The sequence below is a fragment of the Gracilibacillus sp. D59 genome, assembly GCF_052246695.1.
In the GTDB taxonomy this organism is placed as follows: domain Bacteria; phylum Bacillota; class Bacilli; order Bacillales; family Amphibacillaceae; genus Gracilibacillus.
In genome coordinates this window covers 37,574-61,659 of the sequence record NZ_JBQQCK010000010.1, presented here as the reverse complement: position 1 = coordinate 61,659, position 24,086 = coordinate 37,574, and the positions used below count along the sequence as shown (strand labels likewise).

At 36.9% G+C, this 24,086-nt stretch carries 21 protein-coding genes; 18 read left to right on the top strand and 3 right to left on the bottom strand.

Features of this window, described 5'->3' with window-relative positions; translation table 11 throughout:
* The first annotated feature begins 5 nt into the window (after nt 1–5).
* The 10 genes from yicI to ACTWP4_RS16225 all read left to right on the top strand — a co-directional run bounded on the left by yicI (nt 6) and on the right by ACTWP4_RS16225 (nt 15,024).
* On the top strand, nt 6–2,270 hold the full coding sequence (gene yicI, locus ACTWP4_RS16270) for an alpha-xylosidase (protein WP_443129841.1): 2,265 nt from the start codon (nt 6–8) through the stop codon (nt 2,268–2,270).
* 138 nt (nt 2,271–2,408) lie between these two features.
* Nucleotides 2,409–3,425, top strand: coding sequence for a Gfo/Idh/MocA family protein (locus tag ACTWP4_RS16265; RefSeq protein WP_443129840.1), 1,017 nt, complete (start codon nt 2,409–2,411; stop codon nt 3,423–3,425).
* 698 nt (nt 3,426–4,123) lie between these two features.
* A complete protein-coding gene (locus tag ACTWP4_RS16260; RefSeq protein ID WP_443129839.1) occupies nt 4,124–5,065 on the top strand; it encodes an ABC transporter permease in 942 nt (313 codons plus the stop codon).
* 12 nt (nt 5,066–5,077) lie between these two features.
* Complete coding sequence (locus ACTWP4_RS16255; RefSeq protein ID WP_443129838.1) at nt 5,078–5,950, top strand: carbohydrate ABC transporter permease; 873 nt, start codon at nt 5,078–5,080, stop codon at nt 5,948–5,950.
* 110 nt (nt 5,951–6,060) lie between these two features.
* Nucleotides 6,061–7,698: an ABC transporter substrate-binding protein gene (locus ACTWP4_RS16250; protein ID WP_443129837.1), complete on the top strand. Its 1,638-nt coding sequence runs from the start codon at nt 6,061–6,063 to the stop codon at nt 7,696–7,698.
* Between the two features lie 278 nt (nt 7,699–7,976).
* A complete protein-coding gene (locus ACTWP4_RS16245; RefSeq protein ID WP_443129836.1) occupies nt 7,977–8,678 on the top strand; it encodes a YesL family protein in 702 nt (233 codons plus the stop codon).
* Between the two features lie 32 nt (nt 8,679–8,710).
* Nucleotides 8,711–12,115, top strand: coding sequence for a glycoside hydrolase family 2 TIM barrel-domain containing protein (locus ACTWP4_RS16240; RefSeq protein WP_443129929.1), 3,405 nt, complete (start codon nt 8,711–8,713; stop codon nt 12,113–12,115).
* Between the two features lie 19 nt (nt 12,116–12,134).
* Nucleotides 12,135–13,289: a Gfo/Idh/MocA family protein gene (locus ACTWP4_RS16235; protein ID WP_443129835.1), complete on the top strand. Its 1,155-nt coding sequence runs from the start codon at nt 12,135–12,137 to the stop codon at nt 13,287–13,289.
* 502 nt (nt 13,290–13,791) lie between these two features.
* A complete protein-coding gene (locus ACTWP4_RS16230) occupies nt 13,792–14,313 on the top strand; it encodes a D-lyxose/D-mannose family sugar isomerase (RefSeq protein WP_443129834.1) in 522 nt (173 codons plus the stop codon).
* A 57-nt stretch (nt 14,314–14,370) separates the two neighbouring features.
* Nucleotides 14,371–15,024, top strand: coding sequence for an SGNH/GDSL hydrolase family protein (locus ACTWP4_RS16225; RefSeq protein ID WP_443129833.1), 654 nt, complete (start codon nt 14,371–14,373; stop codon nt 15,022–15,024).
* A 381-nt stretch (nt 15,025–15,405) separates the two neighbouring features.
* Here ACTWP4_RS16225 and ACTWP4_RS16220 read toward each other — a convergent pair whose 3' ends face one another.
* Nucleotides 15,406–16,251 (bottom strand): lysophospholipase, encoded by an 846-nt coding sequence (locus ACTWP4_RS16220; RefSeq protein ID WP_443129832.1) that lies wholly within the window; start codon nt 16,249–16,251, stop codon nt 15,406–15,408.
* 19 nt (nt 16,252–16,270) lie between these two features.
* Nucleotides 16,271–17,668 carry a Na+/H+ antiporter NhaC family protein gene (locus ACTWP4_RS16215; protein ID WP_443129831.1) on the bottom strand — a complete coding sequence of 466 codons (1,398 nt, stop codon included), beginning with the start codon at nt 17,666–17,668 and terminating at the stop codon, nt 16,271–16,273.
* Nucleotides 17,669–17,813: 145 nt separating this feature from the next.
* Here ACTWP4_RS16215 and ACTWP4_RS16210 point away from each other — a divergent pair, with 145 nt between their 5' ends.
* The gene (locus tag ACTWP4_RS16210; protein WP_443129830.1) at nt 17,814–18,701 is read left to right on the top strand and encodes an RluA family pseudouridine synthase; all 888 of its coding nucleotides are present in this window, start codon (nt 17,814–17,816) and stop codon (nt 18,699–18,701) included.
* Between the two features lie 115 nt (nt 18,702–18,816).
* Here the strand turns inward: ACTWP4_RS16210 and ACTWP4_RS16205 are convergent, their stop codons facing one another.
* Nucleotides 18,817–19,068 carry a YkuS family protein gene (locus tag ACTWP4_RS16205; RefSeq protein ID WP_443129829.1) on the bottom strand — a complete coding sequence of 84 codons (252 nt, stop codon included), beginning with the start codon at nt 19,066–19,068 and terminating at the stop codon, nt 18,817–18,819.
* Between the two features lie 145 nt (nt 19,069–19,213).
* On the opposite strand from ACTWP4_RS16205, the gene ACTWP4_RS16200 reads away from it, so the two are divergent.
* The 7 genes from ACTWP4_RS16200 (at nt 19,214) to ACTWP4_RS16170 (ending at nt 24,080) form a co-directional block, all read left to right on the top strand.
* Nucleotides 19,214–19,423: a hypothetical protein gene (locus tag ACTWP4_RS16200; RefSeq protein ID WP_443129828.1), complete on the top strand. Its 210-nt coding sequence runs from the start codon at nt 19,214–19,216 to the stop codon at nt 19,421–19,423.
* 92 nt (nt 19,424–19,515) lie between these two features.
* Nucleotides 19,516–19,683, top strand: a complete 168-nt coding sequence (locus tag ACTWP4_RS16195; RefSeq protein ID WP_443129827.1) for a hypothetical protein — start codon at nt 19,516–19,518, stop codon at nt 19,681–19,683.
* A complete protein-coding gene (locus ACTWP4_RS16190; RefSeq protein WP_443129826.1) occupies nt 19,673–19,804 on the top strand; it encodes a hypothetical protein in 132 nt (43 codons plus the stop codon). Before ACTWP4_RS16195 ends, ACTWP4_RS16190 begins: the two co-directional genes overlap by 11 nt.
* Nucleotides 19,805–20,003: 199 nt before the next feature.
* Entirely contained in the window at nt 20,004–21,020 is a 1,017-nt protein-coding gene (locus tag ACTWP4_RS16185; RefSeq protein WP_443129825.1) for a dienelactone hydrolase family protein, read from the top strand.
* A 124-nt stretch (nt 21,021–21,144) separates the two neighbouring features.
* Nucleotides 21,145–21,762: a hypothetical protein gene (locus ACTWP4_RS16180; protein WP_443129824.1), complete on the top strand. Its 618-nt coding sequence runs from the start codon at nt 21,145–21,147 to the stop codon at nt 21,760–21,762.
* Between the two features lie 530 nt (nt 21,763–22,292).
* Complete coding sequence (locus ACTWP4_RS16175; protein ID WP_443129823.1) at nt 22,293–23,288, top strand: hydroxyacid dehydrogenase; 996 nt, start codon at nt 22,293–22,295, stop codon at nt 23,286–23,288.
* A gap of 15 nt (nt 23,289–23,303) precedes the next feature.
* Nucleotides 23,304–24,080 carry a sugar phosphate isomerase/epimerase family protein gene (locus ACTWP4_RS16170; RefSeq protein ID WP_443129822.1) on the top strand — a complete coding sequence of 259 codons (777 nt, stop codon included), beginning with the start codon at nt 23,304–23,306 and terminating at the stop codon, nt 24,078–24,080.
* Nucleotides 24,081–24,086: the final 6 nt, after the last annotated feature.

Below are 24,086 nucleotides of genomic sequence, written 5' to 3'. Positions count from 1 at the left end.
CAAAGATGAAGTTTACAGATGGTAATTGGTTAGTAAGAGAAGGGTATGAAATACATTTTCCAAAATTAATTCATGAAGTGGAAGAGACAGATGGTTCGGTAACGTTATATGCACCTTGTAAATATCTTAATCATCGAGGTGATACGTTAGATGGTCCACTATTAACGATTAAAATTTCTGCCCCTGTTGATGAGGTGATTCGTGTTGAGACATGGCATTTCAAAGGTGGTACAACAAATTACCCAAGCTTTGATGTCATGGATCATACAAAGGCGATCCAACTGGAAGAAACAGATGATTATGTTACCTTTACAAGTGGCACACTTAATCTAGGAATCTCGAAACAGAATTTTGCTTTAACATTTGAGAATGACAACGGAAGGTTAACCGATTCTGATGGTAAAGGACTTGCGTGGATCGACGGCCCAGCAGATAAAACGTATATGCGAGGTCAGTTACGCCTTGGTGTTGGCGAGCATTTATATGGTTTGGGTGAACGCTTTACCCCGTTTGTAAAAAATGGTCAATCGGTAGATATATGGAACAAAGATGGTGGCACTAGCTCGGAACAATCTTATAAAAATATTCCGTTTTATTTAAGTAGTAAAGGCTATGGTATTTTTGTCAATCATCCAGAGGAAGTTAGTTTTGAGTTGGGATCTGAAACTGTATCTCGTTCCCAGTTCAGTGTCGAAGGTGAATACCTTGATTATTATTTTATTAACGGTCCATCGCCAAAAGAGGTGGTTAGCCGTTACACAGAGCTAACCGGCAAGCCAGCTTTACCTCCAGCATGGTCATTCGGACTCTGGTTATCGACTTCCTTCACTACCGATTATAATGAAGAAACCGTGAATCATTTTGTCGATGGTATGGCGGAACGTGGCATTCCACTAAGTGTCTTCCACTTTGACTGCTTCTGGATGAAAGAATTCGAATGGAGTAACTTTATCTGGGATCGCCGTAACTTCCCAGACCCAGAAGGAATGTTAAAGCGACTGAAAGATAAAGGGCTTAAAATTTGTGTGTGGATTAACCCGTATATCGCACAGAAATCAGTTCTTTTTGATGAAGGTATGAAAAAAGGATACCTGTTAAAAAAGCCAAACGGAGATGTATGGCAATGGGACTTATGGCAAGCAGGTATGGGTATTGTTGATTTCACTAATCCAAATGCATGTCGCTGGTTTCAGGATAAACTGAAAGCATTACTTGATATGGGGGTTGATTCGTTTAAAACAGATTTCGGGGAACGTATCCCGACGGATGTAATCTATCATGATGGATCCAATCCACAGAAAATGCACAATTACTATGCTTATCTTTACAATAAAGTAGTATTTGATTTACTGAAAGAAGAAAAAGGAGAAGAAGAAGCAGTCGTATTCGCTCGTTCAGCGACAACTGGCGGACAACAATTCCCGGTTCACTGGGGAGGAGACTGTGATTCCACGTATGATGCGATGGCAGAAAGTTTACGCGGAGGCTTGTCACTAACAACCACAGGTTTTGGCTACTGGAGCCATGATATTGGTGGCTTTGAAAATACCGCAACACCAGATGTGTTCAAGCGTTGGACGGCATTCGGTTTACTTTCAAGCCACAGTCGTTTTCACGGCAGCTCATCTTACCGTGTTCCATGGAATTTTGATGAAGAAGCCGTTGATGTCGCACGTCACTTTACCAAGTTGAAAAATAGTTTAATGCCTTACCTGTATGGGCAAGCAGTAGAAAATAGTCAAACAGGTGTCCCGGTGATGCGTTCGATGCTGTTAGAATTCTCAGACGATCCATTATGCGAAACATTAGATCGCCAATATATGCTGGGCGATTCAATACTTGTGGCACCAATTTTCAATGAAGAAGGGATCGGCTCTTATTATTTACCAAAAGGTAGATGGACACACCTACTTTCGGGAGAAGTCGTTGAAGGCGGAACATGGATTAAAGAACGATATGATTACTTTAGCCTACCACTTTTCGTGCGACCAAACACGATCTTGCCAGTAGGGACAAGTGAAGAAAACCCGGTTTATGATTATACAGAAGGTGTCACTTTTAAAATCTATCAACTATTAAACAATCAAAATACAGAACGAACACTTGTTAATGCAAAAGGCGAAGTGGTTGGGTCTGTCGTAGTAGAACGAAAAGCTAATAAAGTTCACGTACAGACAACTGGAATGGAGAAGCCCTATCATATTGAAATCGTTGGTTACAAGAAAGTATCCGTAAATGCTGGCAAACAAAACGTTACAATTGAATTATAAAGCTAATGTCTGATTGTTCGTGAGATATATTTATCTCGTAAATGGAGACACTTATCTCACGAACAGACTAACTTTTAATCAAATTGCTAGCATCTCCAAAATGAATCCGCTATCATGAAGTGGTAAAGGAGTGAGTTTATGACAAAACACCACATTATAGTTGCAGGTTGTGGAGATATGGCTAATGTTTGGTTAGACTATGTAGAACAACGGGAGAATGCTGAAATTGTCGGGTTAGTAGATCTCAATATCGAAGCAGCTCAAATGAAAGCTGATCAACGAAAGTTACAAGTACCTATATTTACAGATCTAGCAACAGCTATTGAGGAAACAAAAGCAAACCTAGTCTTTGATGTTACTATTCCGGCTGCACATAAACAAATTGTTACGACTGCACTTGAAGCGGGATGCCATGTATTCGGTGAAAAGCCGATGGCGGAATCATTAGAAGATGCGCTAGAGATAACAAAAATCACAGAACGAACAAGCAAAACATACAGTGTCATGCAAAATCGCCGTTATTTAAAAGAAATTCGATCTCTGCGCCATGTCATTGAAAACAATGTGTTAGGAAATGTTCATACATTAAATGTAGATTTCTACTTAGGACCTCATTTTGGCGGTTTTAGGGAGCAAATGGAACATCCATTAATTGTTGATATGGCAATACATACATTTGATCAGGCGAGATATATTTCGAATAGTAATGCTTTATCAGTTTATTGTCATGAATACAATCCATCAGGTTCATGGTATAACGGCAATGCATCTGCCATTTGTATTTTTGAAATGGAGGATGGTTCTGTTTTTACATTCCGTGGTTCATGGGCAGCAGAGGGGTTGCAAACTTCTTGGAATGGTGATTGGCGTATTACTGGAACAAAAGGAACGGCTAGATGGGATGGTTTTGATCATCTCATCACAGAGACAATAACGGATCCGAATCAGACAGCTTTTTTCAAAGAAACAGAAAAAAGCACTATTTCAAACATATGGACTGGACACCAACAACATGCTGGCTGCTTAGACGAGATGTTCTCAGCTCTTGAGGAAAATCGCCCTGCTGAAACAGATTGTCATGACAACATTCATAGTATGAAAATGGTTTTCGGAGCAATTGAAAGTGCAAAAAAAGGTGAAAAAATATACTTGTAGAAGAGTAAAATAATAATACGATCATTATCATGTATCAAGTCTATCAAACTAACGGTTGAACTAGTTTTTCTAGTAATGCCGTTAGTTTTTTGCAAGGAAAGAAAGCTTTGGATTTCCTGTCACTTTTCCAAAACACTATTCTAAGTTGCGGAAAAATGCGACACTCCAAGAGGAAGAGCACGAGCCGAAGATCCACTTGGTAAAGTGGTTTTCTTTACCAAGTTAGCTGAGGCCGTGCCCCTGAAAAGGGAGTATTTTTCCGCAGCGATGATCAAGCACTCATTATCAAATTAGAAAGAGAGAAAGTTAACCTTATACAACTTCGCAGTTTGTATCATTTGCGAATAAGGACCAGCAGTTTTTAGTTTTTTAGCTGGGGGTTCATAACATAATTTTTGTATTTGATGAAAACCATAAGGGTAAGGCACGACAAGTTTCAAAAAATATTATACTACCATTCTAGTATATTGACAAAACCAATTAGGCATTATATAATAAGTCTAACAGTTAAACAAAGTGAATTGTAAGCGTTAACGTATTTGTTTGTTATTTCTACCATACTAGTTATACTAGAAAATACTAATGTAGAAGTTGTTTTTAGCATGATTATGTAAGCCTTTTCTTTGTTGAGGAGGAGAATTAGAAACCTTTTCTTCTAGATAATTATTCCAAAAAAATGCAGAAGGGGGAAGTAGTTAATGGAAGCAACTAAAAAGGCAAAAGAACTTAAAATTCCCAAAAATGAATTATGGACTAGTATAAAAAAAGATTGGCAACTGTATTCTCTGATTTTATTACCGGTAATGTATTTGATCATTTTTAAATATGGTCCGATGTTTGGTAACATTATCGCTTTTAGAAGGTTTATTCCTGGTGGAAGCATTATTGGGGAAGAATGGGTCGGATTACAGTACTTTCAAATGTTTCTGAATGATCCAACCTTTTATAAAGTTTTTGCTAATACATTTATTTTAGCTTTTTTATTATTAGTGATTACTTTTCCAGCACCAATCATTTTTGCCTTGCTATTAAATGAACTGAAAAATCAATTGTTTAAGCGATTTGTACAGACGGCATCTTACCTGCCACACTTTTTCTCGGTAGTTGTGGTAGCAGGTATGGTATTCGAAGTATTAGCTCTTAACGGTCCTGTTAACAGTTTGTTAGCAAGTTGGGGCTTTGAAAAAATCAGTTTCATGCAACTACCAGAGTGGTTTAGAACGATATTTGTAGGTGTTGACTTATGGCAAACGTTAGGTTGGGGGGCTATCCTTTATCTTGCAGCGCTAACAGGTATTAACGAAGAACTGTATGAAGCAGCAAGAATAGATGGAGCAAATAGATGGAAACAAACGATCCATATTACTCTCCCGGGGATTTTACCCACTATCGTCGTATTATTGATTTTAAACATTGGTAACTTCTTGCAAATTGGCTTTGAGAAAGTTTTATTACTTTACAACCCGTTAACATATGAAACAGCTGACGTAATTGCTACTTATGTATACCGGGTCGGTCTTCAATCAGGTAGTTTCAGTTACGGTACAGCTATTGGGCTATTTGAATCTGTCATTGGGTTAATATTAGTGTTAGGTGCAAATTATCTTTCTAAAAGAATTACAGATAACAGCTTATGGTAGGAGGGATAAATCATGAAGGAATCATGGCAATATAAAGTCTTTAGAGTTTTTAATATCAGTTTTTTAATATTTATTGTTTTTGTAACGTTGTTTCCTTTCTTTAACATCGTTGCACAATCCTTTAGTTCAGAAGCATATATAAATTCTGGTCAAGTTAGTTTATGGCCAAAAGGTTTTAATATCGAAACATATAAAGTGATTATGTCCGATACCATGTTCTGGATTAACTATAAAAATACAGTAATTTATACGGTTGTTGGGACAATAATTTCATTAATATTATCGACAATGATCGCTTATCCATTAGCTAAAACTAGATTAAGAGGTAGAAGATTTTTAACTTTATTCTTCGTATTTACCATGTTTTTTAACGGTGGTTTAATTCCTAACTATGTGCTTGTCACATCTTTAGGATTTGGGAATAGTATTTGGGCGATCGTCATTCCGAATGCGATTAGTGTATTCAATATGTTGATTATGAGAACCTTCTTCCAAAACATCCCGGATGAATTAGAAGAAGCAGCAATTATGGATGGTTCGAGTACTTTCGGAATTCTATTCAAAATTGTGTTACCGTTGTCAAAACCTATTTTAGCAACTATGATGCTATTTTATGCAGTTACACACTGGAATTCTTGGTTCCCCGCATTTATTTTCTTTACAGAAAAAGAATTATTTCCTGTTTCTATTTATTTAAGAAACATGATTAAAGGTGCGGAAGCGACAGTGGGAACTGGTGCAACAGCAGCAGATAACATGGTTCAAATTTCAGCAAATATAAAATCTGTAACAATGGTATTGACGGTTTTACCTATCTTAATGGTATATCCGTATATTCAAAAATATTTTGTGTCAGGTGTTATGTTAGGTTCAGTCAAAGGATAATAGAATGATAGGCATTTTAAGGAGGTGGTGGCTAAACAAAATAATTGGCCAAAACTGATAAAGTGCGATTATTTTACTTATGTTCAAATACGAATAGAGGGGGAAGTACCATGACAGAACAATGGAAAAAAGTGATGTTAGCAATCATGCTAGTATTTGTAGTTGGTGTATTAGCAGCTTGTAATGACTCTAGTTCATCTGATGACGTTGAAGAAGGTGATGATTCATCAAGTGAAGGTGCATCAGGAGTAGCAATGGAAGATTATAGTGTAGGTGATACATTTAAAGCAAAAGAACCTGTTACATTCTCTACGCTTTTCAGTGATCACCCGAACTATCCTTTGAAAGAAGATTGGATGTTTTTTGAAAAATTAAAAGAGAAGACGAACGTAACGTTAGATATTACATCAGTACCAATGAGTGATTATACGGATAAACGAAGCTTATTAATTAGTAGTGGTGATGCTCCATATATTATTCCGAAAACATACCCGGGTGAAGAAACACAATTCGTGTCTTCAGGTGCGATTTTACCAATTAGTGAGTACGTAGACATGATGCCGCACTATCAACAAAAAGTAAAAGAATGGGGAATTGAACCATTTTTAGAAGGTTTACGTCAACGTGACGGTAAATACTATGTACTACCAGGTATTCATGAAAAGGTATGGCCAGATTATAGTTTAGCAGTCAGAACTGATATTTTAGAAGAGCTTGGCCTTGAAGAACCAACTACTTGGAAAGAAGTAGAAGAAATGCTTGTAGCAATGAAAGAAGCATATCCTGATAAATATCCATTCTCTGATCGATTCAAGTTTAAAAGTACGTTAAATATTGCAGCAACTGGGTTTGGCACAAGAGCTGGTTGGGGACTAGGAAATATGTTGGAATATCAAAAAGATTCCGATGAATTTATTTTCGCACCTGCGACAGATGAATATCGTTCGATGGTTGAATATTTTAATGGTTTAATTGAACAAGAATTATTAGATCCTGAAAGTGTTACACAAGAAGATGATCCAGCAATTGAAAAGTTCACTTCTGGCGAATCTTTTGTTATTAATACTAATGGTCAAACGTTAACACAATATCGTAAGACAATGGATGAAACATTAGGCAAAGATAACTACTCTATCAAGAAAATTGTTGTTCCAGGCGGTCCTGCTGGACAATTAATGAATGGTTCTAAATTAGAAAACGGTATCATGTTCTCTGCGAAAGCAGCAGAAGACCCTAATTTTGAAGCAATGCTACAATTCATTGACTGGTTATTATACAGTGATGAAGGCTTAGAGTATGCTAAATGGGGTGTCGAAGGAGAAACATATACTAAAGAAGATGGAGAGCGTAAGTTAGCGGAAGATATTACATTCCGTGGAATGAATACAGGCGCTGACAATCACCTCCAAATTGATTACGGTTTCTCTCAAGGTAACTGGTCTTACGGAGGTTCAACTGAATTACTTCACTCCATGTTTTCTGAGGAAGAAATTCAGTTCCAAAACAAAATGCATGAAACTAAAGAACTAGTATTACCAGATCCACCAATTCGTTATGATGCAACACAGTTAGAGCGAGCTTCATTAATAAGCACTCCATTAAAAGACACAGTTGAACAAAACACATTGAAATTCATTGTCGGTGACAGAGATATGTCAGAATGGGATGCTTATATAAAAGAACTAGAAGCCAAAAATATGCAAGGGTATGTAGATCTTGCTAATGAAGTTTATCAAAACAATAAATAATTGAATAGTAGACATATAACACGGGGACTAAATTTCTCCGTGTTATGTTGCTTTTCTTTATCACGGTGGTTAATAAGTGTAAGAAAGACAAAATGGAAAACGTCAGGATATCCAAAATCAGCATATATAGAGGGGAAGCATTTAGAAGGCTCTTGCTAAATCTGCCTACCTCATTTCTTTCATCAGAAAAATAATATAGAAGAATTTGCGTATAACTTACCAATTCGAATAGGAATCATAGTAAAATGGGTGTAAATAGACAGAGAAAGGGTTTTTTGATGGATTACAATCAAGGTGGATTTTATCGTTTTTCAAATTATGTTTATTGGTTATTAATTTTAAATTTTTTGTTTGTTATCACCAATATTCTTTTATTTGCTGCGTTTATTTTGTTAATACCTAGCATCTCTAATGCTATCCTTTATTATATAGCAATTATTCCTTCTGGTCCGGCTTTTGCTGCTTTGCTTCACAGTTTGAGTGTATTGGCAAGAAACAACGAAGTCGCTCCAGTTGAAGAGTTTTTCAAAGCATATAAAACAAATTTCTGGGATGTATTAAAAGTGTGGTTACCAATTATAACTGGCTTTTTTATTCTAATTATCGATATTCAATATTTTAATCAAAATCCAACTGTATTGTATCAAATTTTAAATGGTATTTTTCTAGTGATATTGTTTGTTATGGTCATTTTTGCATTCTATGCTTTAGTTATTACCACTCACTATAAATTCAGATTAAGAGATATTTACCGGTTGTCACTATATTATTTTTTTACATGGATAAAAAGAACAACAGGAAACATGGGGATTCTGTTTCTGACGATTGTACTGATGTTTTTTACCTCTGATTTTATTATTTTGTTTATTAGTAGCTTGGTTGCTTGGTTATTAATACTAAATACAAAACCGATTATACAAGATATAAAAACAAGCTTTGTAAAAGATGGAAGTGGTCAGGATGACAGTATACATAATTAAATTTTCAAGGAAGTGACGGTGGAATCAAGATGATCAATCGAACGGAATTATTTAACGACAATTGGTTGTTTGCCAAAGGCGACTTAGATACAAAAACAAGTGTACAACTTGATTTTCGACCAGTGGAAATTCCACATGATTGGCTTATTTATAATACGAAACAACTCTATGAGAACAGTATCGGTTGGTATAAAAAAACAATAAATTACCAATCGATCCCTGAGCTTGATGTATTGTTATGTTTCGATGGTGTTTACATGGATTCGCAGTTATATGTGAACAATCAATTTGCTGGTGAGTGGAAATATGGATATTCGAAGTTTGAACACAATATTACGAAGTTCCTTCTCGAAGGGAAAAATGAGATATTACTAAAAGTTACTTATCAAAGTCCAAACAGCAGATGGTATACGGGTGCAGGTATATATCGTAATGTGTGGTTGAAAGAGCGAAGTCCTAATTTTATAGAAACAGATGGCATTTACGTATCTACCTTTAAGCAAAGCGATCATTGGAGAGTTGAACTAGAGACGAAGCTACAAGTGACTGAGTCATTACTAATAACACATTCTCTTGAAAGAGAGGGAGAAGAGGTTTCTACCGTTTCCGATCTAATTGAACAAGGGCAATCTTTCAGCGAATTATCGTTAAAGATAGACAATCCAGATTTATGGAATACCGATTCACCTCATTTATATAAGTTAATTACTACTTTACAGAAAAAAGATAGCTATGAAATAGTAGAGTCCCATACTCAGGATATTGGCTTTAAAGAGGTAACACTTGACCCAGATAAAGGTTTTTTCCTAAATGGGAAGCATATGAAATTATATGGTGTCAATGAACACCATGATTTGGGAGCATTAGGGGCAGCCTTTAATGTTCAAGCTTTAAGAAGAAGAATGCAAATTTTAAAAGATATGGGAGTTAATGCGATACGTACGGCGCATAATATGCCGGCAAAAGAGCTGATGGAGCTTGCGGATGAAATGGGATTTCTTGTCGTGACAGAGGCATTTGATATGTGGGAAAGATCAAAAACCTCTTACGATTATGCCAGATTTTTCAAACAATGGTACAACAAAGATATTGAGTCATGGGTAAAACGTGACCGAAATCATGTTAGTCTTTTGATGTGGAGTATCGGAAATGAAATCTACGATACCCACGCCGATAAACGAGGACAACAGCTAACACGGGATTTAATGGAAGCGGTTTATAGATTTGATCCAAAGCAAAATGCGGTGGTTACCATTGGTTCCAATTATATGCCTTGGGAAAATGCACAAAAATGTGCAGATATTATCAAAGTGGCCGGCTATAACTACGGCGAAAAATATTATGAGAAGCATCATCAAGAGCACCCTGATTGGGTGATTTACGGTAGTGAAACGATGGCCATTGTACAAAGTAGAGGTGTTTATCACTTTCCGTATGATCAGCCAATTTTAGCAGATGATGACCAACATTGTTCATCTCTTGGGAATAGTGCTACAAGCTGGGGAGCGAAGTCTGTTGAATCAGCATTAATAAAAGAACGAGATACGCCATTCTCTTTAGGTCAATTTATTTGGACTGGTTTTGATTATATTGGTGAACCGACACCATACCATACTAAAAATGCTTACTTTGGCCAAATTGATACAGCTACGTTCAAAAAAGATTCGTACTTTATTTATCAATCAGCATGGACGAATTATAAAAAGGCACCAATGGTTCATATTTTCCCATACTGGGATTTTAATGAGGGTCAAATAATTGATGTAAGAGTGGCAACAAATGCACCAAAAGTCGAACTGCTTTTAAATGGTACATCACTTGGCACACAAGAATTAGACCATCAAAAGGGGAATACCATTTCGGGTTGGTGGAAAGTTCCTTATCAACCTGGAAAATTAGAAGCGTATGCACATGACGAAAATGATGAGGTAATTAGCTATGATCAAAGACAGTCTTTCGAGGATCCAGCTGAAATTACATTAGGTACTGATCTAGAAGTACTACGAGCAAATGGTACAGACTTAGCTTTTGTTAAAATCGGCATGAAAGATAAGCAGGGCAATCCGGTCGAAAACGCAAACAACAGAGTTTACGTCGATGTATGTGGTGCGGGGAGATTGTTAGGTTTAGATAATGGCGATCAAACTGATTATGACCAATACAAAGGAGTAAGCAGACGATTATTTAATGGGAAATTAATGGCCATTATTGGATCTACATTGGAAGCTGGCCCGATTACCATTAAAGTATCTTCGCCTGGATTAGCCACTGCTTCTATACAATTGTTCGCACATGAAACGTCTAAGAATAACAAACAATCGATCATAGCTTGTAACGAACCAACAGAAGTAATAACAGGAAAAAGTGAAGAGATTCCTGTTCGGAAAATTGAGATTAGTTCAGATAGTGGTCAAACTTTAAATGAAGAGAAGCAACAGCTCAACGTGATTGCGACATTATATCCAGCCAACCCCGATTATACCGATGTGGAATGGAGTGTTGTAAATGACGTTGGAATAGCATCGAATATTGCGACGATTGAACCCAATGGCAAGAGAGCAAAAGTTACTGCATTTGGAGATGGTGATTTTAGAGTCCGTTGTACAAGTAAAAATGGAACAGACAAGATCAACTTAATTTCCGAATTAGAATTTAAGGCAGAAGGATTAGGTACTGCCTACAAAGATCCTTATTCCTTTATTTCAGCAGGCTTGTATGATGATAGTAAAGGAGAAGTGACAAACGGTAACGAGCGTGGGATAGCAACCAGCCGAGACGGTGAAACACAAGTAGGGTTTCGTAATGTTGATTTCGGTAAAGAAGGGTCAGACATTATTACCATTCCCATTTTTGCACTTTCAAGTGAATCATATGACCTCCAGATTTGGGAAGGAATGCCAGGTGAGCCAAAAAGTGAACTGTTAGCGGATACCATTTATCAGAAAGAATCGAAATGGAATGTTTATCAATCGGAAACATTTAAACTTTCCAAAAAACTAAAAGGCGTTACATCTATCTCTTTTGTAACAAATAAAAAGATGCATATTAAAGGATTTTCTTTTGAAAAACATAACCGTGCCTTTTCAAAAAATTACGTAGCAGACGCAGATAAAATTTATGGTGATACGTTCAAGAAGTTATCAGACAGAGTTGAACAGATTGGAAATAATGTATCTTTTGAGTTTGATAACTTTGACTTTGGAGACAAAGGTGCTAGCCAGTTAGTCATTAACGGGCATTCGCCAATTGATAAAAATTCAATTCATGTTCGTTTCTTTGATGGAGAAGAGGAAAGAGCTGAAATGGTTGAGTTTACACATACAGATAGTTATGAAGAAAAAAGATTTGAACTAGAAAAGATCAAAGGTGTGCAAAAGGTATCAATCATCTTTTTACCAGGATCTCATTTTAACTTTAGCTGGTTCCAATTTAAATAAGAAAAAGGAGAGAAGTGTCATGCTAAAAGTAGCAATTATAGGTACAGGAGCAATCTGTCCCTCCCATGTGAAAGGTTATTTGCAATTTCCAAGAAAGTGTAAAATCGTTGCATTATGTGATATTTATCAGGAAAAAGCTGAAAAAATGAAAGAGGATTTTAACCTTGATGCGAATATCTATGACAATTATCAGGATTTAATTGCCAAGGAAGAAATTGATTTAGTATCTATTTGTACACCACCGTATACACATGCAAATATTGCGATTGATAGTTTGGATGCAGAAAAACATGTACTCGTAGAGAAGCCGATGGCGTCTTCTTTGGAAGAATGTGACGCGATGGTGGATGCTGCAAAACGGAATAACAAAATTCTATCGGTTGTGGCTCAGAATCGTTTTACTACCCCAATGATGAAGTTGAAGCATGTGCTAGAAACAGAATTAATGGGACCTATCTTGCATACCCAAGTTGATTCATTCTGGTGGAGGGGACATAGCTATTATGACTTATGGTGGCGAGGGACGTGGGAAAAAGAAGGTGGTGGATGTACGTTAAATCATGCGGTACACCACATTGATATTTTCCAATGGATGCGGGGGATGCCTGCAGAAATTACCGCTGTAACTAGTAATACGGCCCATGATAACGCCGAAGTGGAAGATATCTCAGTTGCGATTGGTCGTTACCAAGATGGCAGTTTAGCACAGATCACAAGTTCTGTCGTCCATCATGGAGAAGAACAACAGTTAATTTTCCAAGGTAAGAAAGCCCGTGTTTCTGTGCCATGGAAGGTAAAAGCATCGACATCAAAGGAAAACGGCTTTCCAAACGAAGATCCGCAACTGGAACAGCGGTTGACAGAAGCTTTTGAAAGTAAGCCCGATTTAGAGCATGAAGGACATCAAGGTCAAATCGAAAATGTACTCGATGCGATTATCGAAAATAAACCAGTGTTAGTCGATGGGGTACAAGGGCGTCAAACGTTGGAGCTGATTACAGCAATCTATGAATCTGCCAATTACCAACGTACGGTGAAATTACCGTTGACGAAAGAGAGTCCTTTTTACTCGAGAGAAGGAATCTTAAAAAACGCGAAACACTTCTATGAGAAAGGTGCATCGATAGAGAATTTCTCTGATACAGAAATTACAACAGGTGGGAAATACGAATAAATTATTATTATAGTTAATAATAAAGAGTGTATGAAAGAAGGAAAGTCAATTAAAGTAGCACAGGTAAAAAGCGATGAAAATTGAAGAACATGTGTAAGTCCCTTGGAAAATACTATTTCTCCAAGGGTTATTTTTTATAAGACAAAAAAGTATATAATCGTTGGTATCACAGCCTATTCACTTTCACAGGGATAATAACCCAAGCTGACAAATGTTGTAGCGCATGCATGAAGCGCAGGGACAAAACCCCACAGAAAGGGGAGTGGGCAGCCGGAGTGGTGGTCAAACTGTCGATATATTACTTAATGGCTACTAATAGCACTCACCTTAGCATAAGTTGAGCTGGGTGGGTTTTGCCCGTTTTTTGTAACTTAGAGAAACATAGATAATTGGACAAACTATATCATCAAAACAATATTGGATTAATAAGGTTATTATGCTACTATCATATTATGTAAGCGTTTTGTTCTTTGCATTCCATGTTAGTTAGGTGGTGATAAAAATGGATCAAAAAGCAGCTCAACTTCAAACAATTGAAGCCTTAACAAAGGCAGGATTAGTGTTAACAGAAGATGAAAAGCAACGAGTCGAAATTGCTGATTTCGGACTGGACCGATTAGAGCAAGAAGGATTACAGCTGATTACATATGAAAATAATCATCATTATTGTGCAAAAGAACTTGTCTTGTTTCCAAATCAAACATGTCCAGAGCATAAGCATCCACCGATAGGTAAAACAGAGGGCAAGCAAGAAACATTCCGTTGCAGAGTGGGGAAGGTATATTTATATATAGAAGGAGAACCTACAGAGTCGATCAAAGCAACAATTCCGAAAGAAAGTGCAGCATACTATACCGTATTTCACGAAATCGAATTGAACCCGGGTGAACAATACACAATCCCACCAAATACGTTACATTGGTTCCAAGCGGATGATCAAGGAGCAATTGTTTCCGAGTTTTCAACGACCAGTCGTGATGAGTATGATATTTTTACCAATCCTGAGATCAATCGGGTACCATAAAAATGTCAAAGATTACATTTGGCTAATACCCAATAATTCATAACGGGAGGACAAAAAATGAAGCTGGAAAAAAATCAAAAATTGTTGTTCATAGGAGATTCCGTAACAGATTGTGATCGAGCAAAACCAGAGGGGGAAGGGTTATTTCAAGCATTAGGTACCGGGTATGTATCAATCGTCGATGCATTCTTACAATCGACATACCCTGAATTAGGAATTCGTGTGGTAAACAAAGGTATATCCGGAAATAACGTAACAGACTTAAAAGCGCGTTGGCAAGAAGATGTACTTGACCAAAAGCCGGACTGGTTAGTCATTATGATCGGCATTAATGATGTCTGGCGTCAGTTCGACTCACCGTTTATTCCAGATCGCCATGTTTATATTGATGAATATGAGAAGACTTACCGAGAGTTAGTGGAGCAAACACAATCAAAAGTAAAGCAGTTAGTCCTGATGACACCATATTATATTGAACCAAACCCAAATGATTCCATGCGTAATAAGATGGATCAATACGGGAAAGTCGTCGAGCAAATTGCTAATGAACATCATACATTATTTATTGATACGCAGGAAGCATTTAATATAGTTACAAAGGATCTTTATCCGGCAGCAATTGCCTGGGATCGAGTTCATCCGAATCAAACCGGACATACGTTGTTAGCGAAAGCATTCTTAAACGAAATTGGATTTGACTGGAGAAAATAAGAAAACCCAAGCACGGCTCTGATAGCTGATTAAAAGTACTGCGATTCCCTCCATAATATGGGTTAGGGACCACTCAGTAAGAATGCTATGCGGACATTTGTTCCGTTATTTGGTAAGATAACACCCTTTTTTAGAGGTTGGCGGACATCTAATCCCTTATTTGGCCACTTATGGTAAATTTTATCCGAATTTTGGGTGAATAGTGGAATAGATGTCCGCAAACCTCATCAAAACGACCATTTTGTCACAAATAGCGGAACAAATGTCCATCTTCGCTCTGATTACACAAACAAAGTATCTTGCAGGAGCGTATAAAGCTCGTATACCCATTTCACGTTACTTCGTATATTGTGTTTTTTATGTGTACTATTTTCAACTTCTTTATAAACGATGATCAATCCATTTTACGATATCGGATATTGTTGTTTCGTGATAATCGGGATGTAATAGGTGATGAAAACCGTCGTTAAATGATAACCATTTTTTATCCAATACATCTAACTTGTCCAAAAAATCTTGAATGATGACAGGCTGCACAATCGGATCCTTTTGGTCATAGACACAAAGCACCGGGTAGCGGAATGACGTTGCATCCGTTAGCGCAGTGATCCCGTTTTGTAGCAATTCTACCAGCCATTTAGGTGTAATCTCAGCAGTCATATGAGGGTCATATCTTAATGATTTTTCTTGTGGTAAGTATGGCGCTAACTGGCCCATTCGGCTAATAATTGGTTTCCATTTCATAGGATTAATTGATAATGTTGGTAAAATTCTTGAGGAAATTTCTAATACTTTTTTACCGATCATAGGTATTTTAAAACGCAATGCCAATGCAGGTGCGGATAAAATTACACCTTTTGTCTCATACGCATATAGTTGACTGTATCGGATCACAATTAAACCACCTAAACTGTGGCCGAATAAAAAGATGGGAAAATGTTCGAACCTTTTAGATACCAACTCGATTAATTGATGGAGGTCGTCTACATAATCCCGAAACGAATTAACGTGCCCCCGCACACCTTCTGATTGCCCAAATCCCCGTAAGTCAGGAGCAACTACAGCAATATCTTGTTTTACACATTGTTCACTAATTGGTTGATATCTGCCGGAATGTTCACCGGCACCATGAACAATGATAATTACCGCTTTCGGTTTGGGAGGAATCCATGTTTGATAAAAAAGGTTGATGCCATCTTTTGATTGGATAAAATTGCTCGAATGCATGATATACCTCCCCTTTAGATTATAAGATATATGTCATCACACCATATAAAACAGCAGAAATAACTAGTGCGATTAAAGCGGGAACTAATTTATATCTTGCGTATTGCATCGCATTAATATTCAACAATCCAGCAATCGTATTATTATTGTCACTTAATGGTGAAGCGATGGAACCAAATGATCCACTAGCAAATACCGCACCAATTACTAATGGTAAGGATGCATCTGCAGCTTGTGCTAAAGAAATACCAAGTGGCATCAGGATACCCCATGTTCCCCAGGAGGACCCAACAAAATAGGACACAAATGCACCGATTAAAAACATAACAGGAGGAATAAACATGGCAGGTACCCAATCTACGTTATTCGTAACAAACGTCGAAAAACCAAGGTCTTCTGTAACAGAAGATAACGCCCACACTACGGATAATAATAGGATAACTGACATTAAATTATTTCCAGCTTCAATAAATTCATGAATAATGGTTTTTAATGAATTTTTCTGGATGATTTGCATGACAATCGTTATTAATAAAGTGATAAATAATGCAACAACCATCGCCTGTAAGACATCGGCCTCAATAAATGCTTGGAAAAATCCATATCCTTGTTGGTTTCCATCCCACCAGGTAAGGAACAAAGTCAACAAAATCACCAATGAAACAGGGATGATTAAATTCCACGGCTTCGGAGATATATCATCATCAGGTTCGGCGTTGTTATTTTCATCTTCAATTTGCTCCGGATCTCGTTCACGTTGGTCAACCTCTTTTTGATGACGAAATATGACAAACAATGTACCAATCACAATCATCGAAATCGCAAAAAAGTTAAATGGAATACTGCGGATAAACAATGAATAAGGATCTGCTTCAATTCCTTGATTTTGTAATCCCATTTCGATGACGGAAACCATATAACCGACAAAAGCAGTAGCAATCGGAATTAAGACAATGACAGGTTGTGTACTTGTCTCAATCATAAAGGCAAGCTCTTTGCGAGTCATGTTAATTTTTTGTAATAATGCCTTCATAATTGGTGCTACCGTTACAATTCGAAAACTAGGAGCACTGAATGTACCTAAAGTGGACGCCCAGGTTAATAACAATGCTTCCCTTTTGGAGTTAATTTTGTTGGAAGTTAATTCGACAAAACCTTTAATGCCTCCAGAAGCTTTCATAATACCGACTAAACCTGAAAACATATATAAGAAAATGATAATTTTTAAGTTGTTGATATCTGTTAGGCTATTAACAATATATTGCGTCGCTTGTTCAATACCTCCAATTAAGGATGGTTCAACAATGTAAGCTCCAACGACTAATCCAAGCGTCAATCCTGGAAATACTTGCTTTGTTTTCATTGCTGTAACAATGACAACAAGAAAAGGGATAATTGCAAGCCAACTACCTTCCATATATAATTATCTCCTTTATCGAAATAGTATTGCCATTAGCTTGCTTTAAAGAAGAAAAAGTATACTTCATGTTTTTTAGCCATAACATATCATATCGATGATAAAAGGGGTATAATGAAATATAGAACGGAGGTAATAATAAATAATGAGTAATCAAAGACAGAACCCCAACATGGAACAATACAAGGTGGACAAACCAGCAGAACTCCTTCCTTTCTTACTCGCTATCATGTCCCAACGAAGCCGAAATTCTGTAAAATCAATCCTTACCCGTGGACAAGTATATGTAAATAATCAGGAAGTGACCAAACATGATTTTAAACTCGAACCTGGTTATACGGTCACGATTCAAAAAAATAAAGCAGCAAAAGCTGCCACTTTTGAAAAAATGAATATTCTCTATGAAGATGATTCGATTATTGTTATCGAAAAGGATACAGGTTTGTTATCGGTGGCAACCGAAAATGAAAAATCAGTTACTGCTTATAAGCAATTGATGACGTATGTTCGTAAAATCAATCCTAATAACCGTATTTATGTTGTACATCGACTAGATCGAGAAACTTCAGGAGTAATGTTGTTTGCCAAAAGTGAAAAGGTAAAGGAAACATTACAAAATGGATGGAAGGATATGGTGAAGGAGCGTTCCTACGTAGCTCTGGTTGAGGGCGTATTGAACAAACGAGAAGACACGATCACTTCTTGGTTATTGGAAAGTAAAACGTTTAAAATGTTCTCAAGTGACAAACCGAATGATGGAAAAAAGGCGATTACACATTACAAGGTAATTAAATCCAACAACAACTTGTCGCTGCTTTCTGTTTATCTAGAAACAGGGAGGAAAAATCAAATTCGAGTTCATATGTCTGACATCGGTCATCCGATAGTTGGTGATAAAAAATATGGCTCGAGAATAAATCCAATTGGCAGACTTGGCTTGCATGCAATCGTCTTAGCGATTAAACATCCAGTTACAGGAGAGTTATTGCGTTTTAAATCAGATATTCCAAAAGTGTTTTTGAAAAGAAGATAGATTAGTTTTTTCGATAAACGTAAACCAGCAGTCTCGGGGGAAGAGAACTGCTGGTTTTCTATGTTTCGAAAAATAAATATAGTTTGAATAATCGTAATTGTTTTCAGTATTAAAATTACTGTTGTTGTTGTAATCTTTTTTGTACTTCCTGACCAATGTCATTTGCACTTAGTCCTTGTGCGCTAATAACAGCACCTTGAATAGCTGTGTTTTGCATTCCCATTACATTTTCGTCTTGACCGGAAATGATGCAGCAATCACAGCCATTGGCATCTTCTTCTTGTCGTAACGGTATAACTTCATGACCATCTTCTTGTAATTTTTGTTGAACATCAGTTAAGGACTCTTCTACTCCAATACGTGCCATTTTTTGACCTCCTTGAATTATCGTCACTTCATACACAGTTTATTTTTAACTGAAACATAAATACTATTCCTAATTGGAAGCAATTTTTGTGTAACTTCTGCATGAAAACAGTCGGAAAGTAAAAGATAAAAGAGAGGTGATTATAATGAAAAAAGAAAGAAAAAAGAGCTTTCACATGCCCAATCAAGCAAATCAGGTTGGTGAAATTGGAATCAGAGTAGACATAGATCCAGCACATCTTGAAGATACAGTTGAGCGTTATGCAGGGGACTCCGTCAATGAGCATAAACAATTGGAAGAAGCAAACGAATATCTTGCTAAAAAAGAGATAGAACAAGTAAGAAATAACTCGTAATCAAGGGGATGTGCTTATAAGAAATTGATTTGATTGCAAAGGCCTAGTTTCACCTCGATAACTAAATCTGAAGTGTTAAGGGGGATATATAAATGAACGATAAGGAAAGAAAAAAAGTCGAAATTGAACAAGAGACAATACGTGAAATCAATCATGAAACACACCATCCTGATAGGGAAGAAACCAGACTTCAACAAACATCAATTGAACCTGGGAATGATTATCAAAATTTGGATACGGGTGTTCAAGATGAAAGATAAAGGACGATCAAAAAAAATAAAAAACAAGAAAGAGCATGAATTCGCTGAAGAACTTTCAGATGGCGGAGAAAGAGATATAATGGTGAGAAGACAAACTGGCAGAACTTGCGGTGGTTTATAAAAAGAGAATTCCTCCCGTCAAGTAAAAATATTTTAGGCCGACTTTTAATAATGAAGGTTGGCCGATTTTTTTAGATTCAAAAACTAACTTAACATTTTTTATTTTTTAAAAGAACAAAAATCGTATATAATAGAATTATATTTAAAACGTTTTCATACTACGTATATATTTAGCTAAGTTACTAAAAGGAGTTGGACATATGAATCAATTGGATCGATTGTTTAACCAATTTTATGACAATGCATTAGAAGAAACTGTTAAAGCGGTAGGCCCGGTCGAAAGAAAACTTACACTAAAAAGTAGTTTACTAGAGCTATTAGGTGACTTCTCTTATTTAGATGAAACGAGAGTGGAGATGAAACCTACTGTTATCGAAACAAAAGAATTTGAAGACTATACAAGGGAATTGATATCTCTCCCGGTGACAGATTTAATCTACATACCTGTCTACGTGTTAACACCTAAACAGGAACAACATACATATCCATCTGTATTAGCACTTCACGGTCATGGTTATGGTGTGAAAGAAGCGGTTGGACTGACTAAAGGTGGAGAAGAAGAGCAAGGAGAACCAGGTATCCACAATCAATTTGCAGTAGAGCTGGTCAAACGTGGTTTAAAAGTGTTCGCACCAGAAGTAATTGGATTTGGGGAGCGTCGTCTTACACGCGACAAGGAAGCTGGAAATCTTAATTCTTGTGAAGCGATGGCAACCAACCTTTTAATGGAAGGGAAAACATTAGCAGGACTACGAATTTGGGAAGCTCGCCGGTTATTAGATTATATGGAAGCCTGTTCAGATGTCAATACGGCAAGGATAGGTATGATGGGTTTTTCCGGAGGTGCTGTAATTACGACTTATACCGCAGCATTGGATCTTCGCGTTAGTGCAACTGTGTTAACAGGTTTTACGAATACTTTTAAGGGAAGTATTATGGCGATGCACCATTGTATTGATAATTATATACCAGGTATTTTAAATTACGCAGAATTACCGGAATGGATATCATTAATCTCACCGAGAAGTTTGTTTGTTGAATCAGGTGAAAAAGATCCAATATTTCCGAATAAGTTTGTTAAAGAAGCAATTGCACAATTAGAAAGGTATTACCACAACCGTCCGGAAAAATTTGCTTTTGATATATTTCCGGGAGTTCATGAAATAAGTGGAAGAAAGTCATATGATTGGTTGAAGCAGCAATTGCTACCCTCATAGAGGAGTTGGAGACCAGACATTAATGGAAACTTTGTGTAAATTATATGTTTGCGATTTCAGTTTCTCATGAATATGATATACTCATGAATAAAGACAGATTTGTAGCAGGGGGAGTAGTTGCGCGATGAAAAAATTATGGGAAACTTTGAAAACGATGTCTTTTAAGGAAGCAGTAGATTATATCTGGGAATATTATAAATTACACATTATTGGTATTGTGTTAGGAGTAACTTTTCTTGTATCTATTTTAACTACAATTTTTGAGGACAAACCAGAAACTTATGAAGTCATGGTTGTTAGTCAAATACCATATGAAGTTACAGAACAATTCTCTAATCAGGTAAATGAGAAGTATTTTGATGATTTTCAAGTATCCGTAAATAACCTCATGTCTGGTGGGGATTCTATTAAAGATTTGTCCTATGCTGATGTACAAAAGCTATGGGCGAATATTGGTGCTAATATGGTTGATATCATAGTAACCGATAAAACATTTGCTAAGCAATTAGTGGAACGAGAAGGGATTCTCAAAATAGAAGAAGCTATTGATTTGTCATTATTGGAGAAAAAGGGAGTAGAATTATATAAATTTGGAACTAAAGCTGCATATGGAATTGATACTAATCAATTAGATGTTTTCGATGATATCGAACTCTTCCAGGACAGAGTGTTAATTATACCTATTAACTCCAAAAACCAGGATAAAACCACACAATTTTTAGAAACATTATTAGGATCCTAAAAAGAAAATCGACAAGAAAAACTTGTCGATTTCTCATTTAAAAGTGAATATTGTGCACAAAATACATAAGCTGCGAAATAACTCTTAAGGATTTGTTTTCTTCCGTTCTTTCACAGGGAGTGCTGGAATACCGCTTCGGCAGAATACTGCGCTTTCCGAGGGCACGGCTTCAGCTAACTTGGTAAAGAAAAAACACTTTACCAAGTGGATCTTCAGCTCGTGCTGTTCCCACAGGAGTCTCCGTATTCTGCCTACGCCTATAATATTATTCTTTCTTTTTAAAGTGGAAATACTCGGAATCTAATTCCGGTGTATTACTTCTTTCAAAAACTAGAGCACTACCCACAGCGAAGTATCTTGCCGTAGCGTATTTAAGCACTCAACATACATCAGGATGGAAGGAATTTAAAGTATTCAATTGTTCAAAGTTTTGATCAAATACGATTCAGATTAGCTAACAGTGGCAAGAGGGTTTTGCCTGATTTCATGAAGTATGTGATTGAAAAATCTTTAATAGAAAGGTGTTAACTATGAAAAAGGCAATGTATGTAATGGATCAGCGTTCATTTGATTTAGTATATCCAAAGTTTGTTAGAGAAGAGATCGGGGAATTAGTTGATATAGAAGTGGAGCCTATGAACAAGGAGCAATTGTTGAATGATTTATCGATACTTGAAGAAGTCGAGATTTTACTAACTGGCTGGGGTGGACCTACGTTAGATGAGAGATTGCTAGAACATGCACCAAATCTGAAAGCAGTTTTATATGCAGCAGGATCGATCAAATCGATTGCAACAGACGCAGCTTGGGAGAGAGGTATCCTTTTTACCACTGCAGTTACAGCTAATGGGCGTCCAGTGGCAGAGTTTACCTTATCGCAAATTTTATTCTGTTTGAAAAATGGTTGGCAATTTGTACGTGATATTCGATCGCTAGAACGATATCCAGCAAAACCTTTTGAAATAAAAGGTGCTTACCGAAGTACGGTCGGATTAATATCTTTAAGTACAGTCGGAAGGCATACGTTAGAACTGCTAAAACCATTCGATATGGATGTATTAGCCTTCGATCCGTTTGTTACCGAGGAAGAAGCAAATAGATTAGGTGTTACAATGTGTTCATTGGAAGATATTTTCCGAAAGGCAGACATTGTTTCCCTGCACACACCGTTATTGAAGGAAACCATTGGCATGATTACCGGTGACCATTTTTCTTTAATGAAAAATGGTGCCAGTTTTATCAATACCGCCAGAGGGGCGATTGTTCGGGAGAAGGAAATGATAGAGGTTTTACGAGATAGAATAGATATCACAGCTGTATTGGATGTAACAGATCCCGAACCACCAGAGCAAGGATCAGAGTTATATCAAATGGCTAATGTTGTGTTAACACCACACTTGGCAGGAAGCGAAGGAGAAGAGTGTGGAAGAATGGGTGCCTATATGTTAGAGGAATTAAAGAGATATATCAACGAAGAACCACTTCAATGGTCTGTATCTAAAGAACAATTTCAAAAAATGGCCTGAGAAAGGAGATTAAGCATGAAAATTGGATTATGCTCGGTAACATTTCGAGATAAAAACCCGGAACAAATAGTAGATTTAGCAATGGAAGTTTCGTTAGATGGCATTGAATGGGGAGGAGATGTCCATGTTCCCCCGGGAGATTACGAGAATGCAAAAAAAGTAGGAGAAATAACAAGATCACGCGGATTAGAGGTAAGTTCTTACGGATCTTACTATCGATTGGCAGATCATACCGGTAATGAATATGACTTCACGACCATTCTTGAAACGGTAAAGAAATTACAAGCACCAGCAATTCGTGTTTGGGCAGGCATGAAAGGAAGTAAAGAAGCGGATCAGTGCTATCGCAAAAAAGTAGTTGAGGATGCCAGAAGGATAGCAGATTTAGCTTTAGATGAAGGTATAAGTGTTCATTTAGAATATCATGATAATACGCTTACGGACACAAAAGAAAGTGCCAGACAGCTGATGGAGGAAATCAACCATGATAATCTCTTCTTATATTGGCAACCATCAAATGGTGTTTCTGTCGAAGAGCGATTAGCAAGTATCGATTTAGTGAAGGCATGGATTACCAATGTTCATATTTTTCATTGGCATTCGTTCGACGACCGCTTGGAATTGATAAGTGGTGAAGGGGAATGGCAACATTATTTAGAAGCGATCCAGAAGGATGGTCGTGACCGATATGTATTAATGGAATTTGTCAAAGATGATGATGAAAGACAATTCTTGAAAGATGCACAAACACTGCATATATTAAAAGATACAGTAACAAATCAAACAACCTGATAACAA